Origin of the sequence: Saccharothrix sp. NRRL B-16348 (genome assembly GCF_001280085.1) — a bacterium.
GTDB lineage: Bacteria > Actinomycetota > Actinomycetes > Mycobacteriales > Pseudonocardiaceae > Actinosynnema.
The window spans coordinates 24,077-42,045 of record NZ_LGED01000224.1 but is presented as its reverse complement, the minus strand read 5'-3'; the positions used below and the strand labels follow the sequence as shown (position 1 = coordinate 42,045).

Sequence of the window (17,969 nt, the reverse complement as noted above, 5' to 3'; positions counted from 1 at the left end):
GATCCCTATAGGGCATCCGAGCCGCGCTCCCCGGTGCGGACCCGGATGACCGTCTCGACCGGGGTCACCCAGACCTTGCCGTCGCCGATCTTGCCGGTGCGGGCGGCTTCCACGACGGCGTCGAGGGTCTTCTCCACGGCGGCGTCGTCCACCAGGACCTCGATGCGCAGCTTGGGCACGAAGTCCACGGCGTACTCGGCGCCGCGGTAGACCTCGGTGTGGCCCTTCTGCCTGCCGTACCCCTGGACCTCGCTGACGGTCATGCCCAGCACGCCCAGCTGCTCCAGGGACGCCTTCACGTCGTCCAGGGTGAAGGGCTTGATGATCGCGGTGACCAACTTCATGACTTGTTGCTCCCCTCGAGGACCGAAGTGGCGCCGGCGGCGACACTGGGCTTGCTGCCGCCACGGGCGCCGATGCCGCTGCCGAACTCGTACGCCGTCTCGGCGTGCTCGGCCTCGTCGATGCCGGCGACCTCGGCCTCCTCGTCGGCGCGGAAGCCGACGGTGAGCTTGACGAGGTAGCCGAGGATGAGGCTCAGCACGAACGAGTAGGCGAGCACGGCCAGCGCGCCGACGGCCTGCCGCCACAGCTGGTCCACGCCGCCACCGTAGAAGAGGCCGTCGATGCCCGCCGGGGCGGCGGAGCTGGCGAAGAAGCCGATCAGGATCGTGCCGGAGAGGCCACCGACCAGGTGCACGCCGACCACGTCGAGCGAGTCGTCGAAGCCGAAGCGGTACTTCAGGCTGACCGCCAGGGCGCACAGGGCGCCGGTGATCGCGCCGATCGCGATGGCGCCGACCGGCGTGACCGAGGAACACGCCGGGGTGATGGCGACCAGACCCGCGACGATGCCGGACGCGGCGCCGAGCGTGGTGGCGTTGCCGTCGCGGACGCGTTCCACGGCCAGCCAGGCGAGCATCGCGGCGCAGGTGGCGACCAGGGTGTTGATGAACGCGACGCCCGCGGTGCCGTTCGCGGCGACGGCGGAGCCCGCGTTGAAGCCGAACCAGCCGAACCACAGCAGACCCGCGCCCAGCACGACCAGCGGCAGGCTGTGCGGCTTCATCCGGTCCTTCGGCCAACCGACGCGCTTGCCGAGGACGAGCGCCAGCGCGAGGCCCGCCGCACCGGCGTTGATGTGGACGGCGGTGCCGCCCGCGAAGTCGATGGCGAGCAGCTTGTTGGCGATCCAGCCGCCCGCGTCGACGACGTTGCCGTCAGCGTCCTTGCCGTCGAAGTCGAACACCCAGTGCGCGACCGGGAAGTACACCAGCACGGCCCACAGGCCGGCGAACAGCAGCCACGGCCCGAAGCGCGCCCGGTCGGCGATCGCGCCGGAGATGAGCGCCACCGTGATGATGGCGAACATCGCCTGGAACGCGACGAAGACGGTGGTCGGGATGGTCCCGAACGCCGACTCCTTGCCGAGCAGGCCGTCGAGGCCGAAGAACTCGAACGGCTTGCCGAGCAGACCGGCGCCGACGTCGGTGCCGAACGCCATCGAATAGCCGACCAGCACCCAGAGCACACCGACCACGGCGATTGCGCCCAGGCTCATCATCATCATGTTGAGCACACTCTTCGACCGGACCATGCCCCCGTAGAAGAAGGCAAGTCCCGGCGTCATCAACAGCACCAGTGCGGCACTGGTGAGCACCCAGGCGGTGTCCCCTGTATCCACGTCGACCTCCACTGCACGTCGGTTGCAGGGAGCATCGGTATGTCCTGTTTCACGCGGTTGCGCCTCAGGTTTCGTGCAGGTGAACTGTCCCGGCCCTGGTGTTACGGCCACGTTTCGCGGGCTTGAACCGGGCAGTTCCACCCGCGATCCGGCGGGGTCACCGCGGAATTTCCGGTGACGGACCGTGCGAGCGCAACTCGCCTTTGCGGTGGTTCGTGTGATCCGGTGGGAGCCCTCGACGACGCTGGGTCACCGGCGGTCGGCGTCGTGCCACGCGTGATCGTCACCGAGCCTGCCAGACCGGCCGGGGCCGCCCCCACCGGGTGGCGGAGGCGGCCCCGGACCGCTACTTCAGCCAGCCCGGGATGGCCGGGGTCGGGCCCGCCGGGACGGGCTTCGCGTCGAGGGACGCGACCGACTGCGGCGCGGGCTCGACGGCCGCGCACCGTGCCCCGGGGCGCGGGGTCTTCAGGTTGAGGAGGTAGTCGTCCGTCGCGCCGCGCGTGCAGTCGCTGCGGTCGTAGACGCCGTGGCCCCAGCCCTCGTAGGTCAGCAGGACCGTGGTGTCGCGGCTCTGCCGGTGGGCGTTGGCGGCCCACTCGTACCCGGTGGCTGGGTCGTGCAGCGCGTTCAGCATGAGGATCTTCGGCGCGTGCTTGATCCGGAGCCGGTGCTGGGGGTTGTTGACCTGCTCCGGCAGCCCGACGCAGCCCGCCATCGCGCGGTGCCCGAGCGACGAGCCGCGCATGTGCGGCGCGAGCTGGTTGGCGCGGTCGACCAGGGCGGAGAACTGGCGGTGGTCCTGCACGCGGATCGCCCAGTCCTGGCAGAACACGGCCGGGAACGGGTTGCGCGCGGTCTCCTCGGCCGCGAAGGACTTCACCGACGTGCCCGCGCCGAGCTCGACCACGAAGTCGGACAGCTCCTGCCACTGCGGGCCGTAGAACGCGCCGAACGCGGCGCCGATGATGTCGTCGGCGGTCACCTTGCGGTCGGGGTCGAGCGGGTCGGCGATCTCGCCCCGGTCGGCGCGGGCCAGCAGGTCGTCCCACACCTTCGCCACGTCCTGGCCGTGCAGCGCGCACGACTCGGTGCGGTCGCACCACTTCACGAACTCGCGGAACGAGTCCTCGGCGGTCTCGGCCTCGGTCTCGTTGAACCGCCACGTGCCGAGGCTGTGGTCCATGTTGGAGTCGATCACCATGGCGCGGATGTTCCGCCCGAACTCCTCGGCGTACTGCTGGCCGATGAGCGTGCCGTAGGACAGGCCGTAGTAGTTGATCTTGGACTCGCCGAGGGCCTTGCGCAGCGCGTCGATGTCCTTGACCACGGCGCCGGTGTCGGCGTGGTCGTAGATCGGGCCGCTGTGCTTCCGGCAGTCGGCGGCCAGCTCGCGGTTGTACGCGGCCAGCGCGTCGAACCCCCGCTGGTCGGTCGGGTAGATCGACGGCTGTGCGCTCAGCACGTCGACCGAGCACTGCACGGGTTGGCTGCGGGCGACGCCGCGCGGGTCGAAGCCGATGAGGTCGAAGCGCTGCTGCACCTCCGGGCTGAAGTAGCCGTCCGCCCCCAGGGCGAAGTTCACGCCCGAGCCGCCCGGACCGCCGGGGTTGAGGACCATGACCCCGATCCGCTTGGCCGGGTCGGTGGCCTTGCGGCGGGCCACGGCGAGGTCGAACCTCTCACCGCGCGGGTTCGCCCAGTCGATCGGCAGGCTCAGCGTGCCGCACTCCACCTCGGCCAGTTCCGGGCACGGCTGCCAGTCGATCTTGCCCGCGCCTTGCGCCGCAGGCTCCGTTTCGGCCGACGCCAACGACGTCGTGCCCACTACGAGCGCCAACGCGGTGGCAACACCGCCGAGCGCCCTGATGATCGGTCGCACAGGTTCCTCCCTAGTTCCTGTTCACCCAATCGGGAATCCGCAGGCTCCCAGGGCCCTGGAGGGCACCACAACCGACTGAAGTCTCACCCGTGATCAGCCCAAGGGCTGACAACCTCCGCGTCTTTCAGCGCAAGTCCTGGAAGCGCTGGGTGATCACCCTGAGGCCGTCGGCGGTCAGCCCGCCGAACAGCCGCAGCCGGGCCATCCCGCCGTCCGGGTAGATGTCGAGCCGCGCGTGCGTGGCCTCGGCGGCGCCCTCGACGCGGAAGCGGTGGCGGGTGTCGGGCTGCAGCCGGGTGCGCGGCAGCACGTCGAACTCCGCGCCGGTGCGCGCGTCACGGGCCCGGACCGACGCCCAGCCCGGCGCGTTGCCCTTGAAGTGGCTGGTGTCCAGCTCCGCGAGCCGGATGACGCCCGGCGCGGCCAGCTCCACCTCGACCCAGTCGTTGCCGTCGTCACGCCGGCGCGCGGTCTCCCAGCCCTCGCCCATGACCGTGGCCTGGCCGGGCGCGATGAGGTTGGCCGGGTCGCTGTAGAACATGTTGCTGCACCCCGTGATCGACGCGCCGTTCTCCAACGCGGCCAGGTCGAGCGCGTCCGGCACGATCAGGTCGGGGTCCGCGACTGGCGTGCCGAACACGCGCAGCCTGGCCACCCCGCCGTCCGGGTGGATGGTGAGGCGGACGTGCGTGTACCGGCGGTGCGCGGACACCTCGAAGTAGTGCTTGCGGTCGCCTCCGAGCGGCGACTTGGGCACCACGGTCTCCCAGCCGGCCAGCTCGTCGGGCGCCGGGTAGCCCGTGGCGGACGTCGCCTCGACCGACGCGAACGGCGGGTAGTTGCCCGTGAAGAACGCGGTGTCGACCACGACGCCCTTGATCACGCCCGGCAGGCCGAGCCGGACGATCGCCTGGTCCACCCCGCTGTCCCGGCGGCGCCGCGTCTCCCACCCGTCGTAGACCTGGCCTTTGTGCCCGAACGTGTACGTCTGGTACACCGGCTCGGGCTTGCGGATCAGGTTCTCGCGTTCGGCGAACAGCTCGTCGTTCGCCCACACCACGCTGCCGCCGACCGAGCGGCAGGCCAGGTCGGGCAGTCGGGTCCAGCCGGGGACTTCCGCCATGTGTCTCCTCTGTCCGGTCCCCGGCTCAGCCGAGGCTGCTCAGCAACCGGCCGCGCGGCCGGTCGTCGATCGGCCGCCCGCGCAGCCACGTCTGCCGCACCACGCCCGCCAGCGGACGGCCGTGGTACGGCGTGACGGGGTTGCGGTGGCGCAGCGCGGCGCGGTCCACCACGAAGGCGTCGTCCGGCGCGAACACGCAGAAGTCGGCGTCCGCGCCGGGCGCGATGCGGCCCTTCGCGGCCAGGCCCACCAGGTCGGCGGGGTTCGTGGCCATCCACCGGACCACGTCGGTCAGCGCGTGCCCGCGTTGCCTGGCCTGGGTCCACACCGCGGACAGGCCCAGTTGCAGGCTCGCGATGCCGCCCCACGCGGTGGCGAAGTCGCCCCGCTTCAGCTCCGGGGTGCACGGCGAGTGGTCGGTGACCACGAGGTCGATCAGGCCGTCGCCCAGCGCGTGCCAGAGCTGCTCGCGGTTGGCCGCGTCGCGGATCGGCGGGCAGCACTTGAACTCCGTGGCGGTGTCGCCGATCTCCTCCGCGACGAACGTCAGGTAGTGCGGGCACGTCTCGGCGGTCAGCCGCAGCCCGAGCCCCTTGGCGGTCCGCACCTGCCGCACCGCCTCGCCGCTGGACAGGTGCAGCACGTGCAGCCTGGCGCGGGTCTCGTTGGCCAGGTCGACCACGGTCGTGATGGCGTGCTGCTCGGCCCGGTGCGGCCGGGAGTCGAGGAAGGACCGGTAGCCCGGACCGGACTCGGTGACCTCGTGCGGGTCCTCGGCGTGCACGATCGTGAGGGCGTCGCGGTCGCGCAGCCTCAGCAGGGCCGCTCTCAGCTGGTCCTCGGTGACGTGCGGGAACTCGTCCACGCCCGAGTGGATCAGGAAGCACTTGAAGCCGAACACGCCGGCGTCGTGCAGCTCCTCCAGGTCGTCCAGGTTCGTCGGCACGATGCCGCCCCAGAAGCCGACGTCGACGTGCGCCTTGTCGCGCGCCGCCTCCCGCTTGGCCTCCAGCGCGGCGACGGTGGTCGTCGGCGGCAGGCTGTTGAGCGGCATGTCGATGATGGTCGTGACGCCGCCGGCCGCCGCCGCCCTGGTCGCGGTCTCGAAGCCCTCCCAGTCGCCGCGGCCCGGTTCGTTCACGTGGACGTGCGTGTCGACCAGGCCGGGGAGGAGGACTTCGTCGTCGGCGAGCACCACGACGGTCTCGGCGTCCAGGTGGTCGGCCACCGCGACGACCCGACCGTCCGCGACGCCGACGTCGGCACGGCGTTCACCGTCCGGGGTGATCACTCGGGCAGCGCGCAGCACCAGGTCCATGCGGGTCACTCTCCCAGCCGGTCGACGGCGATGCGACCGGCCAGACGGCGCAGGACGGGTTCCGGGGACGTCAGGCAGCGCCGCAGGTCGGGCTCCACGTCCAGCAGCGCGTAGGCGGCGTCGATGCCCAGGTCGGCGGGGTCGACGGCGCACCGGCCGGCCACCGCCACCACGGGCACGCCACCTGACGCCCGCGCCACGCCCGCCGGCGCCTTGCCGTGCGCGGTCTGGTGGTCGAGCGAGCCCTCGCCGGTGATCACCAGCCGGGCGCCGGGCAGGTGGTCGGCGAACCCGACCAGGTCGAGCACCACGTCGATGCCCGGCCGCCTGGTCGCACCGAGCACGGCCAGCGCGGCGAACCCGATGCCGCCGGCGGCGCCCGCGCCCGGGTGGTCGGCCCAGGACGGGCCGATCTCGTCGGCCCAGTCCCGGAGGCGTGCCTCCAACTCCTCGACCTGACGCGGGGTCGCGCCCTTCTGCGGGCCGTAGACGGCTGCCGCGCCGTGCGGCCCGAGGAGCGGGTTGTCGACGTCGGTCGCGAGGATCAGCTCGACGTCACGCAGGTCCCGGTCGCCCAGGCCGTCGAGCATCCCCTTGCCGCCGTCGGTGCACGCGCTGCCGCCCACGCCCAGGATGATCCGCCGGCACCCCAGGTCGTGGGCGGAGCGCAGCAGCTCGCCGGTGCCCCTGCTGGTCGCCGCCAGCGGCGCGGGACGGTCCAGCAGGGCCAGGCCGGAGGCCGCGGCCACTTCGACCACCGCCGTGTCGCCGCGCACCGCGAAGCTCGCCGGCACCGGCGCGCCGACCGGTCCGGTGACCCACCGGCCGACCCGGACGAACCCGGCGGCAACGGCGACGTCCACTGTGCCGTCACCGCCGTCGGCCACCGGCAGGCAGCGCACGTCCAGGTCGGGCACCACGTCCCGCAGACCGCGCGCGACGGCGGCAGCCACGCGTGGTGCGGTGAGCGTGCCCTTGAACTTGTCGGGCGCGACGACGACGTGACCGGTCATGGAAGGGGTTCGTACTCCTTCACCGACGCGATAGACGTGCCGTTGGCGGTGTTGCCCTGGCGCTCGATCATGATCTCGACCAGGACGGGGCGGCTGGTGCGCTCGGCCTCCTTGCGCGCCCACTCCAGGCTCTCCCGGATCTGCCCCGGCTCGGTGACCCTGGTGCCGGAGCAGCCGTAGGCCTCCATGATCTTCACGTTGTCCGACCCGACGGTGTCGTAGTGGAGGTCGACCTCGTACTCCATGTCGTAGCCGCCGTGGTCCTCGGCCATCCGGATCAGGCCCAGGTACTCGTTGTTCAGCATGATCAGCACGAACGGCACGTCGTACTGGGCGCCCACGGCCAGCTCCTCCACCAGGAACTGGAACGAGTAGTCGCCGACGATCCCCACCACCTCGGCCGACGGGTCGGTGGTCTTCAGCGCCTTCTTCACGCCGATCGCGGCCGGGATCTCCCAGCCGAGCGGGCCCGCCTGGCCGCACACCTGGTAGTGCCGCGGCTTGTGCGCCTTCTGGTGCTGCCCCGACCAGATCTGGTACAGGCCGATGGCCGTGACGAAGTAGGTGTCCGGGCCGTAGAACTCGTTGATCTCCTTGAACACCCGCGGCGCCTTCACCGGCACGGTGTCGAAGTCCTCCCGGCGCAGCAGGGTCGCCTTCAGCTCACGGGTCCGCGCCGTCCAGGCGTTGTCCGGACGCGGGCCGGTCCGGGTCTTCGCCAGGGCGAGCAGCGCCCGCAGGAACGCCTTCACGTCCGACACCACGCCGAGGTCCGGCCCGAAGACCTTGCCGATCTGGGTCGGCTCGACGTCCACGTGGACGAACTTCCGCCCGCCCCGGTAGGTCGCCAGGTCACCGGTGTGCCGGTCGCCGAACCGCGCGCCGAGCGCCACCACCAGGTCGCTCTCCAGGAACGACGCGTTGCCGTACCGCTGCGACGTCTGGATGCCGGTCATGCCCGCGTACAACGGGTGGTCCTCGTCGATCGCGCCCTTGCCCATCAACGTGGCCTGGATCGGCACGTTCAGGTGCTCGGCCAGCGCCAGCAGCTCCTCGTGCGCCTCGGCGAGGATCACGCCGCCGCCCGCGAGCAGCAGCGGACGTTCGGCGGCCAGGAGCATGTCCAGCGCCCGTGCGACGCGGGCCGGGTGCGGTTCGGGCCGGGTGACGGGCAGCGGCGCGTCGATGGTGTGGTCCCACTCGATCTCCTGCTTCTGCACGTCGATCGGCAGGTCGATCAGCACCGGGCCCGGCCGGCCGGACCGGGCGATCCGGAACGCCTCCCGGAAGATCCACGGCGCCTGCGCGGCCTCCTTGACCTGCACCGCCCACTTGGTGACGGGCGCGGCGACGGCCACGATGTCGACGGCCTGGAACGCCTCCTGGTGCAACTTGGACGTCGCCGCCTGGCCCGTGATGCACAGGATCGGCACCGAGTCCGCCTGCGCGGTGTAGAGGCCGGTGATCATGTTGGTGCCGGCCGGGCCGGACGTGCCGATGGCCACGCCGACGTTGCCGGTCGTGCGCGACCACCCGTCGGCCATGTGCGTGGCGCCTTCCTCGTGCCGCACGATCAGGTGCTCGATCGTGCCGTCTTCCTCCATCGCCTTGTAGAGCGGCAGGATCGCCGCTCCCGGGCAGCCGAAGACCGTGTCGATCCCCTCGCTCTTGAGGACTTCCACGACCGCTTGCATGACGGGGATCCGAGCCATCAGGCCCTCCCGGACAGGTTCTCGATGACCTTCAACAACGCCGAGTGGTCGAGGGATCCGTACCCCTGTGCCCGGCCGGACGCGATGAGCTGGGCGATCAGCCCCGTCACCGGTAGCGCGACGTCGACCTGGCGGGCCGCGGCGAGCGCGATCCCCATGTCCTTGTGGTGCAGGTCGACGCGGAAACCCGGCTGGAACTCGCGCGCGATCATCGTGTCGCGCTTGAGGTCCAGGATCCGGTTGGCGGCCAGTCCGCCCGCGAGGACGTCCAAGCCGGCCTTGGCGTCCACCCCGGACGCCTCCAGCAGCACGATCGCCTCGGCGACCAGGGCGTAGATGCCGCCGACCATGAGCTGGTTCGCGGCCTTCACCACCTGGCCCGCGCCGTGCGGGCCGACGTGGACGACGGTCTTGCCCAGGACGTCGAGGACGGGCCGTGCGGCGGCGAAGTCGGCCTCGTCACCCCCGACCATGATCGACAGCGTGGCCTGCTTCGCGCCGGTCTCACCGCCGGACACCGGCGCGTCGAGCACGCGCACGCCCCGCTTCGCGCCCTCCTCGGCCACGGCGAGGGACGTCTCCGGGCGGATGGTGCTCATGTCGATCAGGAGCGTGCCCCGGTCGACGGCGTCGAGGACCGTGCCGAGGACGACGTCTTCCACCTGCGGGTGGTTCGGCAGCATGGTGATGACGACTTCGGCGTCCGCCACCGCGTCACGCGCGCTCGCCGCCGCCGTGCCGCCCGCCGCGGTGAGCTTGGCGAGCGCGTCCCGGCTCAGGTCGAAGCCGGTGACCCGGTGGCCCGCGGCGACCAGGTGCGCGGACATCGGCGTGCCCATGATGCCCAGGCCGATGAACCCGATCCTGCTCATGACCGCCCTCCTTCGGGGAGCCAGTCGAAGCCGCCGGTCGTCGCCCGGTACTCCAGGCCCACGTAGCCCTGGTAGCCGTTGGCCTCGAGCTTCGCCAGGTAGCCGAAGACGTCGAGGTCGCCCGTGCCCGGCTCGCCGCGGCCCGGCGCGTCGGCGATCTGCACGTGGCCGATGCGGTCCACGTGGTCGGAGACGACGGCGTCGAGGTCGTCGCCGTTGACCGCGAGGTGGTAGAGGTCGGCCAGCAGCGCCACGTTGGCGCGGTCGACCTGGTCGATGACCTCCAGCGCGTCCGCGGCGGTGCGCAGCGGGTACTCCGGCGCGCCGGAGAGCGGCTCCACCAGGACGACCGCGCCGATCTCGGCGGCCACGTCGGCGGCGTGCGCGAGGTTGTCCAGGGCGGTGTCCGTGGTGGGGAAGTTGCCGTGCAGGGCGTTGAATGCGCGGCAGCCGAGCCGGCCCGCGATGCCGGCCGCGATCTCCACGCCGGCGCGGAACTCGGACTGCCTGCCCGGCCACGCGAGCAGGCCGCGGTCGCCGCTGGCCAGGTCGCCCGCGAAGAAGTTGAGCCCGACGAGCCGCACGCCCGCGTCGGTGACGGCCGCCTCGAACGCCTCGATCTCGCGGGACGGCGGCACGGCTTCGGCGAACGGCCACCAGAACTCGACCGCGTCGAACCCGGCCGCCCGGGCCGCGGCGGGTCGTTCCAGCACCGGCAGGTCGGTGAACAGGATCGACAGGTTGACGTCGTAACGCATCAGACCTTCTTTCCACGATGCGGAAGCTAACTTCCGTACATCGAGAGAGTAGGCGGGTTCTCGACGGCGGCGCAAGACTGTTGACACGCTCGGAGGGCGCTCGTACCGTCCCTCCTTGCGGAAACGGGATTCCGCGATACAGAAAAAGGGAGCCTTCGTGCCCGATCTGGAAGGGTTCAACTCCGCGCCCGCGGCCGAGCTCCGGCCCCTGCTCACCGACTGCCTCGCGGTGCCGCGCTGGGTCGACGCGCTGCTCGCCGACCGCCCCTACGCCGACGTGGACGCGCTGCTCGCCGCCTCGGACCGGCACGCGGACCTGACGGACGACGAGGTCCACGCCGCCATCGGCGGCCACCCGCGCATCGGCGAGCAGGCCGCGGGAGGCGGGGTGTCCGCGAAGTGGTCGGCCGACGAGCAGTCCGGCGTCACCGCGTCCCTCGCCGAACGGCTGCTCGCCGCCAACGCCGCCTACGAGGACCGGTTCGGGCACATCTACCTGGTGTGCGCGACCGGGTTGAGCGGCGAACAGCTGCTGGCCGACCTGGCGGCCCGGATGGACAACCCGCCGGACGTGGAACTGCGCGTGGTGAACCGGGAGCTGGCGAAGATCGCGGCGCTGCGGCTGAGGAAGGTGCTGTCATGACCCCGGGCACGACCCCCGGCACGACGACGTTGTCCACCCACGTGCTCGACGCCGAGGCCGGTCGACCCCGCGTCGGCGTGCCGGTCCGGTTGGAGCGCGACGGCGAGGTGCTGGCCGAGGGCGTCACCGACGACGACGGCCGGCTGAGGTTCGCGCGGGAGCTGTCGCCCGGCGTGCACCGGCTCACGTTCGACGTCGACACGCCGTTCTACCCGGAGATCACCGTCGCGTTCCGGGCCACCGGCGACCCGGGGCACCTGCACGTGCCGATCCTGCTGAGCCCGTTCGCCTTCACGACCTACCGAGGGAGCTGACCGATGGCCATCGTCCTGGGGCCCAACCAGTACGGGAAGGCGGAGAACCGCCTCGTCACGGTGACCCGCAACGGCGCCGTGCACACGATCAAGGACCTCACGGTCGGCACCTCCCTGCGCGGCGACCTGGCGGACACCCACCTGACCGGCGACAACTCCAAGGTGCTGGCGACCGACACGCAGAAGAACACCGTCTACGCCTTCGCCAAGCAGGCGCCGGTCGGCGAGATCGAGGACTTCGCGCTGCGGCTGGGCCGGCACTTCGTCTCGTCGCAGGAGGCGATCACCGGCGCCCGCGTGCTGATCGACGAGCACGCGTGGGAGCGCATCGAGGGCAACGACCACTCGTTCGTGCAAGGTGGCAACGAGAAGCGGACGACCGCCGTGACCGTCGAGGGCGAGCGCGCGTGGGTGGTGTCGGGCGTGCGGGACATGGTGGTGCTCAAGTCGACCGGGTCGGAGTTCCACGGCTTCCCGCGTGACGAGTACACGACGTTGAAGGAGACCTACGACCGGATCCTGGCCACGTCCGTGACGGCGCGGTGGCGCTATCAAGGCGACGGGATCGACTGGGCGAAGAGCTTCACCGAGATCCGGCGGCTGCTGCTGGCCACGTTCGCGGCCAAGCACAGCCTGTCGTTGCAGCAGACCCTGTACGCGATGGGCGAAGCGGTGCTGCGGGCCCGGCCGGAGGTGGCGGAGGTGCGGCTGTCGATGCCGAACAAGCACCACTTCGCGGTGGACCTGACGCCGTTCGGGCTGGAGAACGACAACGAGGTGTTCTACGCGGCCGACCGGCCGTACGGGCTGATCGAGGGTTCCGTGCTGCGTGACGACGCCGAGGACGCCGGGTCGGCCTGGCACACCCTGCCCGCGTTCTGAGCCGTCGACGACCGTGCTCCCTCGCCTGGGAGCACGGTCATTTTTTGTGCAGGGCCATGCGTTGCAGCCGCCAGGCGTGGAACAGGTCGGCCTCCTCGTACCACTCCACCACGGTGGGCCGGCGGGCGGTGAACATGAACTCCAGCAGGATCTCGCGGTACGTCGTCAGCGGCACGGCCACGCCCGGCGGGAAGTCGGTGTAGGTCTCGTCCACGTACGGCGCGTCGGGCACGCCCTTCGGCCAGCCGGTGAACTCGTCGTCCACGTAGTTGAGGTAGCCCCACGCGCCGCGGACGGCGAGCACCAGGTTGTGGTCGCTCTCCCCCTCGGCGTCCGGGGCGCGGCCGAAGTGCTCCAGCATCCCGTCATTGCACTCGGGCCGCGCCAAGGCGGCGATGAGCACGTCCACGTCCGCCGCGCACGCCACCACCTGGTAGCGGAACTCCGCCCGCTCCAGGTCCGGCAGCCCGGTCCACAACCCGGCCCGCATGGTCATGGACCCACCCTGACCGGTGTCGCGTGATTCGGCCTTTCGCCGGTTCGAGGATCACCCCATCCAGCGATGCCACGATCACTCTCTTCTGGCTAGAGCCTGCAAATCGGTCACGGTGAGTCCTGTCGCGCGGTGGACTTCATCCTCGTCCAGGGCACCGCAGTCCAAGGCGCGGATGAAGGACGTGGACAGCGCCTGCGCGGTCGCGGGCTCGTCCAGCACCGAGCCGCCGGCCCGTGCCACGTACGCCTTGAGCCGGCGCGCGTCGGCGTCCACGCCTTCCAGGTAGAACGCGTGCACGGCCGCGTACCTGGTCACCAGCTGCGCCGGGTGCAGGTCCCAGCCCTGGTAGAAGCCGTGCGCCAACGACCGTCGCACCAGCCGGTAGTGCGTGCGCCAGCCCTCGTGCACGTCGTCGCCCACCGGCAGCACGTTGGTGGACCCGTCGGACAGCGCGACGCCCGTGCCCGCCGCGGACACCTGCATGACGTTGCGGGCGAAGTCGCACGCGCCGTGCGCCAGGTGCTGGTGCGCCGCGCCGAGACCGCAGCCCGCCGTGTAGTCGTACGTGCCGAAGTGCAGCCCGGTGACCCGGCCGCGGCCCGCCTCGATGAACCGCGGCAGGGCGAGCCTGCCCTCGCGGTCGACGATCGACTGCGTCGTCTCGACCTGGATCTCGAACCGCAGCGGCAGCCCGAACAGGTCCAGCACGTCGCCGAACACCTCCACCTGCGCCACCGAGGTGACCTTCGGGAACGTGATCACGAACCCGTCGGGCGCCCCGCCCAGCGCGGTGAGGAAGACGTCCAGCGTCCGGATGCCGCGCTCGCGCGTCGCCCTCGTGTCGAACGACTTCATCCGCAGCCCGAAGCGCGACGGCGCCGTGCCGTCCCGGAGCCAGTCCCGCACCACGAGCGCGGTGCGTTCGGCGTCCGCGTCCTCCTCCGCGTCGGAACGGGCGCCGTAGCCGTCCTCGAAGTCGATCCGCAGGTCCTCCACCGGCTCGGCGCCCAGCTTCGCCCGCACCCGCCCGTGCACGACCTCCGCCACGTCCGGCGCGAGGCCGAGCACGTCCGCCAAGCCGTCCGGGGCGTGCTCGGCCAGCGCCGCAAGCGCTTGCGCGCCCCAGTCGCCGGGCGTGGACGGGCTCACCCGGTCGGCGGGCACGTAGCAGGTGTGCACGGGCTGGCGACCCGCCGGCGCGCGCAGCTCCACATCGGACAGCCGGGCCGTGACCGCGCGCACCGCGTCGGCCGACAACGACGTGCGCGGCACGTCAGCCGATCCGCTCGTAGGCGGGCAGGGTCAGGAAGTCCACGAACTCGTCGGACAGCGCGACCCGCTCGAACAGCTCCACGGCCACGTCGAGGTGCTCGCCGTCGAGCTTGTCCTTCACCTGGGCCAGCACGGTGCGCACCAGCTCGGCGGTGACCGGTGTGCCGTCGTCCAGCACGACGTCGTTGTGCACCCACTGCCACAGCTGCGAGCGGGAGATCTCGGCGGTGGCGGCGTCCTCCATCAGGTTGTGGATCGCCGCCGCGCCGTTGCCGCCCAGCCAGGACAGCAGGTACCGCACGCCGACGTCCACGGCCGACTCCAGGCCCGCCCGGGTCGCGCTGCCGCCCGCCGACGTGAAGTCCAGCAGCTGCTCGGCGGTGACGGACACCTCGGGCCGCAGCACGTCGAGCTGGTTGGGCTTGTCCCCCAGCTTGTCGTCGAAGATCCCCTGGCACACGGGCACCAGGTCGGGGTGCGCCACCCACGAGCCGTCGAACCCGTCGTCCGCCTCACGGGTCTTGTCCGCGCGCACCTTCTCCAGCGCTTGTGCGGTGACCTCCGGGTCGCGCCGGTTCGGGATGAACGCCGCCATGCCGCCCATCGCGAACGCGCCCCGCTTGTGGCACGTGCGCACGAGCAGTTCGGTGTAGGCGCGCATGAACGGCACCGTCATCGTGATGCTGTTGCGGTCCGGCAGCACGAAGTCACGGCCCGCGTCGCGGAAGTACTTGATGGCGCTGAACAGGTAGTCCCAGCGGCCCGCGTTCAGGCCCGACGCGTGCTCGCGCAGCTCGTAGAGGATCTCGTCCATCTCGAACGCGGCCGGGATCGTCTCGATCAGCACGGTCGCGCGGATCGTGCCGTGCGGCACGCCGAGCCGACGTTGGGCGGCGGTGAAGACGTCGTTCCAGAGCCGGGCTTCGAGGTGGCTCTCCATCTTCGGCAGGTAGTAGTAGGGCTTGCCCAGCTCGGCGTTGTGGAAGAAGTGCAGGCCGAAGTCGACCAGCGCGCCGATGGCGGGCTTGCCGTCGACCTCGACGTGCCGCTCGGGCAGGTGCCAGCCGCGCGGCCGGACCACGATCGCCGGCCGGGCCACGTCGTCGCGCAGGGCGTAGTGCTTGCCCTCCGGCGAGGTGTGGTCGATCGTGCCGCGGGCCGCGTCGTAGAGGTTGACCTGGCCGGAGACGACGTTGTGCCAGTGCGGCGTGTTGGCGTCCTCCAGGTCGGCCAGCCACACCTTCGCGCCCGAGTTCAGCGCGTTCACGGTCATCTTGCGCTCGGTCGGGCCGGTGATCTCCACGCGCCGGTCGCGCAGCGGCTCGGGCGCCTCGGCGACCCGCCACTCACCGTCGCGGATCGCCTGCGTCTCGGGCAGGAAGCCCAGCGGGCGGCGGTCCGCGCGGCGGCGCATCAGGGCGGCGTGCTCGTGCGCGAACACGCGGTGCAGCTCGGCCACGAACTCCAGCGCGTCCGGCGTGAGGATCTCGTCCCCGCGCTCCACTTCGCCACCGAGGACGCGAACACCGGACATGGAAGCCCACCTCGTTCCGAGTCGGTTTCTACTTCGCGGACTATAGTTTTCACCACGCGGAACGGCAACGAAGGAGTGGTGTCGGTGGCACGAGAGTCCACGGGCGGCGTGCAGTCGCTCCAACGCGCCTTCGACCTGCTGGAACGCCTGGCCGACGCGGGTGGCGAGGCGAGCCTGTCCGAGCTCGCCGCCACCTCCGGCCTGCCGCTGCCGACCATCCACCGGCTGATCCGCACCCTTGTCACGCTGGGGTACGTGCGGCAGAACAGCAACCGCCGGTACACGCTCGGGTCCCGGCTGATCCGGCTCGGCGAGACCGCGTCGCGGCAGTTCGGCACGTGGGCGCGGCCGTTGCTGGCGCAGCTGGTCGACCAGGTGGAGGAGACCGCGAACCTGGCCGTGCTTGACGGCGACGAGGTGGTGTACGTGGCGCAGGTGCCGTCACGGCACTCGATGCGGATGTTCACCGAGGTGGGCCGCCGGCTGCTGCCGCACGGCACGGGGGTGGGCAAGGCGATGCTCTCGCAGCTGCCGCGTGACGAGGTGCGCGCCCTGCTGGCCCGCACCGGCCTGCCCGCGTACACGCCGAACACCATCACCGACGCCGACGAGCTGCTGGCGTCCCTGGACCAGATCGCCGAGCAGGGCTACGCGCTGGACGAGAGCGAGCAGGAACTGGGCGTGCGCTGCGTCGCCGTCCCGCTGCACGGCGCACCGACCCTGGCCGCCGTCTCCGTCTCGGGCCCCGACAGCCGCCTCACCAAGGACTCCGTCGCCCGCATCGTCCCCGCCGTCCTGGCCACCGCCACCCGCCTCTCCACCCACTCCCACCCTTAACCAACCGCGCGTGTCGAACACTCAGGCCCCGCGTGTCGAACGCTCAGGCCCCGCGTGTCGAACGCTCAGGACCCCCGAGTTCTACGTTCGCGTCGCGGGAGTTGCGCCTGAGCGTTGAATTCGGGGGTCCTGAAGGTTCGACACGCGGGACCTGAAGGTTCGACACGCGAGCGCTGAACGTTCGACACGCGGGGTTAGTTCAGGAGGGCGTCGACGAAGGCGGTGGGTTCGAAGGGGGCCAGGTGGTCGGCGCCCTCGCCCAGGCCGACGAGCTTGACGGGGACGCCCAGCTCGCGTTGGACCTGGAACACGATGCCGCCCTTGGCGGTGCCGTCCAGCTTGGTCAGCACGATGCCGGTCACGTCGACCACCTCGGCGAACACCCGCGCCTGGGTCAGGCCGTTCTGGCCGGTGGTGGCGTCGAGCACGAGGAGCACCTCGTCGACCTCCGCCTGCTTCTCCACCACGCGCTTGACCTTGCCCAGCTCGTCCATCAGGCCGGTCTTGGTGTGCAGCCGGCCCGCGGTGTCGATCAGCACCGTGTCGACCCCGTCGGACACGCCCTGCTTCACCGCCTCGAACGCCACCGACGCCGGGTCCGCACCCTCGGCGCCGCGCACGGTCGCCGCGCCCACGCGCGAACCCCACGTCTCCAACTGGTCGGCCGCCGCCGCGCGGAACGTGTCCGCCGCGCCCAGCAGCACGGTGCGGCCGTCGGCCACCAGCACCCGGGCCAGCTTGCCCGTCGTGGTGGTCTTGCCGACGCCGTTCACGCCCACCACCAGCACCACGGCGGGCTTCACGCCGCCGGAGCCGTTGGCGTGCGGCAACGCGTTCACCGCGCGGACCATCTCCGGGTGCAGCGCGTCGACCAGGACGTCCCGCAGCAACGCCCGCGCGTCCTCGGACGTGCGCACACCGCGGGCCACGATCTGCTCGCGCAGCGCCGTGACGATCTGGTCCGTGATCGCCGCGCCGAGGTCGGCCATCAGCAGCGTGTCCTCGATGTCGGTCCACGAGTCCTCGTCCAGGTCGCCCGCGCCGAGCAGCCCCAGCAGGCTCTGCCCGAACGTCGACCGCGACCGCGACAGCCGCCCGCGCAGCCGCTCCAACCGGCCGGAGGTCGGCTCGATCTCCTCGATCTCGGAGGCCGCCTCGGGCAGGTCCACCTCGACGAACCCGCGCTTGACCGAGTCGCGCGGCACCGCCGCGTCGTCACCGACCCCCGGCTGGCCGTCGACCTCGGTGCGCTCGGCGACCGGGTGCTCGACAGGCTCGACGGGCGCCGGAGTGGGAGCGGGCGTCGCGCCGGCGCGCTCCACGGGCTCGGCCGGTCTCGTCGGTTCCGCCACCGGCGGCGGCGGGGGCGCGTTGAACGTGATCGCGCCGCCGGCCTGGTAACCGCCCTTGGCCGGCTTGTCCTGCTCGGGCTCGGTGATGCTGATCCGCCGGCGTCGCGCCAGCACGACGCCCGTCACGAGGGCGACCGCGAGCAGTGCCGCGACGACGACGATGATCCAGATCAGGGACGTGGTGGACACGGCGCAATCCTCGCACGCCAGCGTATGTTGACGATCGACGAACCAGGTTGATTTCAGGCAACTTTCCAACGAACACTCTTGCGCCGGC

The 17,969-nt window shown here is 71.5% G+C and carries 17 protein-coding genes; 4 read left to right on the top strand and 13 right to left on the bottom strand.

What is annotated here, in order from left to right; translation table 11 throughout:
- Window positions 1-5: 5 nt before the first annotated feature.
- The 9 genes from ADK67_RS33070 to ADK67_RS33030 all read right to left on the bottom strand — a co-directional run bounded on the left by ADK67_RS33070 (window position 6) and on the right by ADK67_RS33030 (window position 10,362).
- Window positions 6-344 carry a P-II family nitrogen regulator gene (locus ADK67_RS33070; RefSeq protein WP_053720484.1) on the bottom strand — a complete coding sequence of 113 codons (339 nt, stop codon included), beginning with the start codon at window positions 342-344 and terminating at the stop codon, window positions 6-8.
- Window positions 341-1,684, bottom strand: coding sequence for an ammonium transporter (locus ADK67_RS33065; RefSeq protein WP_053720506.1), 1,344 nt, complete (start codon window positions 1,682-1,684; stop codon window positions 341-343). The genes ADK67_RS33070 and ADK67_RS33065 overlap by 4 nt, the downstream gene beginning before the upstream one ends.
- Before the next feature lie 346 nt (window positions 1,685-2,030).
- Window positions 2,031-3,566, bottom strand: a complete 1,536-nt coding sequence (locus ADK67_RS33060) for an alpha/beta hydrolase (RefSeq protein WP_053720483.1) — start codon at window positions 3,564-3,566, stop codon at window positions 2,031-2,033.
- Window positions 3,567-3,690: 124 nt separating this feature from the next.
- Window positions 3,691-4,689 carry an allantoicase gene (gene alc / locus ADK67_RS33055; RefSeq protein WP_053720482.1) on the bottom strand — a complete coding sequence of 333 codons (999 nt, stop codon included), beginning with the start codon at window positions 4,687-4,689 and terminating at the stop codon, window positions 3,691-3,693.
- A gap of 25 nt (window positions 4,690-4,714) precedes the next feature.
- A complete protein-coding gene (gene allB, locus ADK67_RS33050; RefSeq protein ID WP_053720505.1) occupies window positions 4,715-6,007 on the bottom strand; it encodes an allantoinase AllB in 1,293 nt (430 codons plus the stop codon).
- 5 nt (window positions 6,008-6,012) lie between these two features.
- Window positions 6,013-7,020: a glycerate kinase gene (locus ADK67_RS33045; RefSeq protein ID WP_053720481.1), complete on the bottom strand. Its 1,008-nt coding sequence runs from the start codon at window positions 7,018-7,020 to the stop codon at window positions 6,013-6,015.
- Window positions 7,017-8,732 (bottom strand): glyoxylate carboligase, encoded by a 1,716-nt coding sequence (gcl, locus tag ADK67_RS33040; protein ID WP_082404197.1) that lies wholly within the window; start codon window positions 8,730-8,732, stop codon window positions 7,017-7,019. Before gcl ends, ADK67_RS33045 begins: the two co-directional genes overlap by 4 nt.
- Entirely contained in the window at window positions 8,732-9,604 is an 873-nt protein-coding gene (locus ADK67_RS33035; RefSeq protein ID WP_053720480.1) for a 2-hydroxy-3-oxopropionate reductase, read from the bottom strand. Before ADK67_RS33035 ends, gcl begins: the two co-directional genes overlap by 1 nt.
- A complete protein-coding gene (locus tag ADK67_RS33030; protein WP_053720479.1) occupies window positions 9,601-10,362 on the bottom strand; it encodes a hydroxypyruvate isomerase family protein in 762 nt (253 codons plus the stop codon). The genes ADK67_RS33035 and ADK67_RS33030 overlap by 4 nt, the downstream gene beginning before the upstream one ends.
- Window positions 10,363-10,519: 157 nt before the next feature.
- On the opposite strand from ADK67_RS33030, the gene uraD reads away from it, so the two are divergent.
- Genes uraD through pucL form a run of 3 tightly spaced genes read left to right on the top strand, consistent with a single transcriptional unit; the run spans window position 10,520 to window position 12,201 of the window.
- Window positions 10,520-11,005 (top strand): 2-oxo-4-hydroxy-4-carboxy-5-ureidoimidazoline decarboxylase, encoded by a 486-nt coding sequence (gene uraD, locus ADK67_RS33025; RefSeq protein WP_053720478.1) that lies wholly within the window; start codon window positions 10,520-10,522, stop codon window positions 11,003-11,005.
- On the top strand, window positions 11,002-11,319 hold the full coding sequence (locus tag ADK67_RS33020) for a hydroxyisourate hydrolase (RefSeq protein WP_053720477.1): 318 nt from the start codon (window positions 11,002-11,004) through the stop codon (window positions 11,317-11,319). Before uraD ends, ADK67_RS33020 begins: the two co-directional genes overlap by 4 nt.
- Before the next feature lie 3 nt (window positions 11,320-11,322).
- Window positions 11,323-12,201, top strand: a complete 879-nt coding sequence (gene pucL / locus ADK67_RS33015; protein WP_053720476.1) for a factor-independent urate hydroxylase — start codon at window positions 11,323-11,325, stop codon at window positions 12,199-12,201.
- A gap of 37 nt (window positions 12,202-12,238) precedes the next feature.
- On the opposite strand, the gene ADK67_RS33010 is transcribed toward pucL, so the two are convergent.
- From ADK67_RS33010 to aceB, 3 genes are all read right to left on the bottom strand, one after another.
- Window positions 12,239-12,697 (bottom strand): Imm1 family immunity protein, encoded by a 459-nt coding sequence (locus ADK67_RS33010; RefSeq protein ID WP_053720475.1) that lies wholly within the window; start codon window positions 12,695-12,697, stop codon window positions 12,239-12,241.
- A 75-nt stretch (window positions 12,698-12,772) separates the two neighbouring features.
- A complete protein-coding gene (locus ADK67_RS33005; protein WP_053720474.1) occupies window positions 12,773-13,969 on the bottom strand; it encodes a DUF6986 family protein in 1,197 nt (398 codons plus the stop codon).
- Window position 13,970: 1 nt separating this feature from the next.
- The gene (gene aceB, locus ADK67_RS33000) at window positions 13,971-15,503 is read right to left on the bottom strand and encodes a malate synthase A (RefSeq protein WP_053720473.1); all 1,533 of its coding nucleotides are present in this window, start codon (window positions 15,501-15,503) and stop codon (window positions 13,971-13,973) included.
- An 84-nt stretch (window positions 15,504-15,587) separates the two neighbouring features.
- Between aceB and ADK67_RS32995 the strand changes: the two genes are divergently transcribed.
- Window positions 15,588-16,340: an IclR family transcriptional regulator gene (locus ADK67_RS32995; protein ID WP_442974216.1), complete on the top strand. Its 753-nt coding sequence runs from the start codon at window positions 15,588-15,590 to the stop codon at window positions 16,338-16,340.
- Between the two features lie 194 nt (window positions 16,341-16,534).
- On the opposite strand, the gene ftsY is transcribed toward ADK67_RS32995, so the two are convergent.
- A complete protein-coding gene (gene ftsY, locus ADK67_RS32990) occupies window positions 16,535-17,881 on the bottom strand; it encodes a signal recognition particle-docking protein FtsY (protein WP_053720472.1) in 1,347 nt (448 codons plus the stop codon).
- Window positions 17,882-17,969 lie beyond the last annotated feature (88 nt).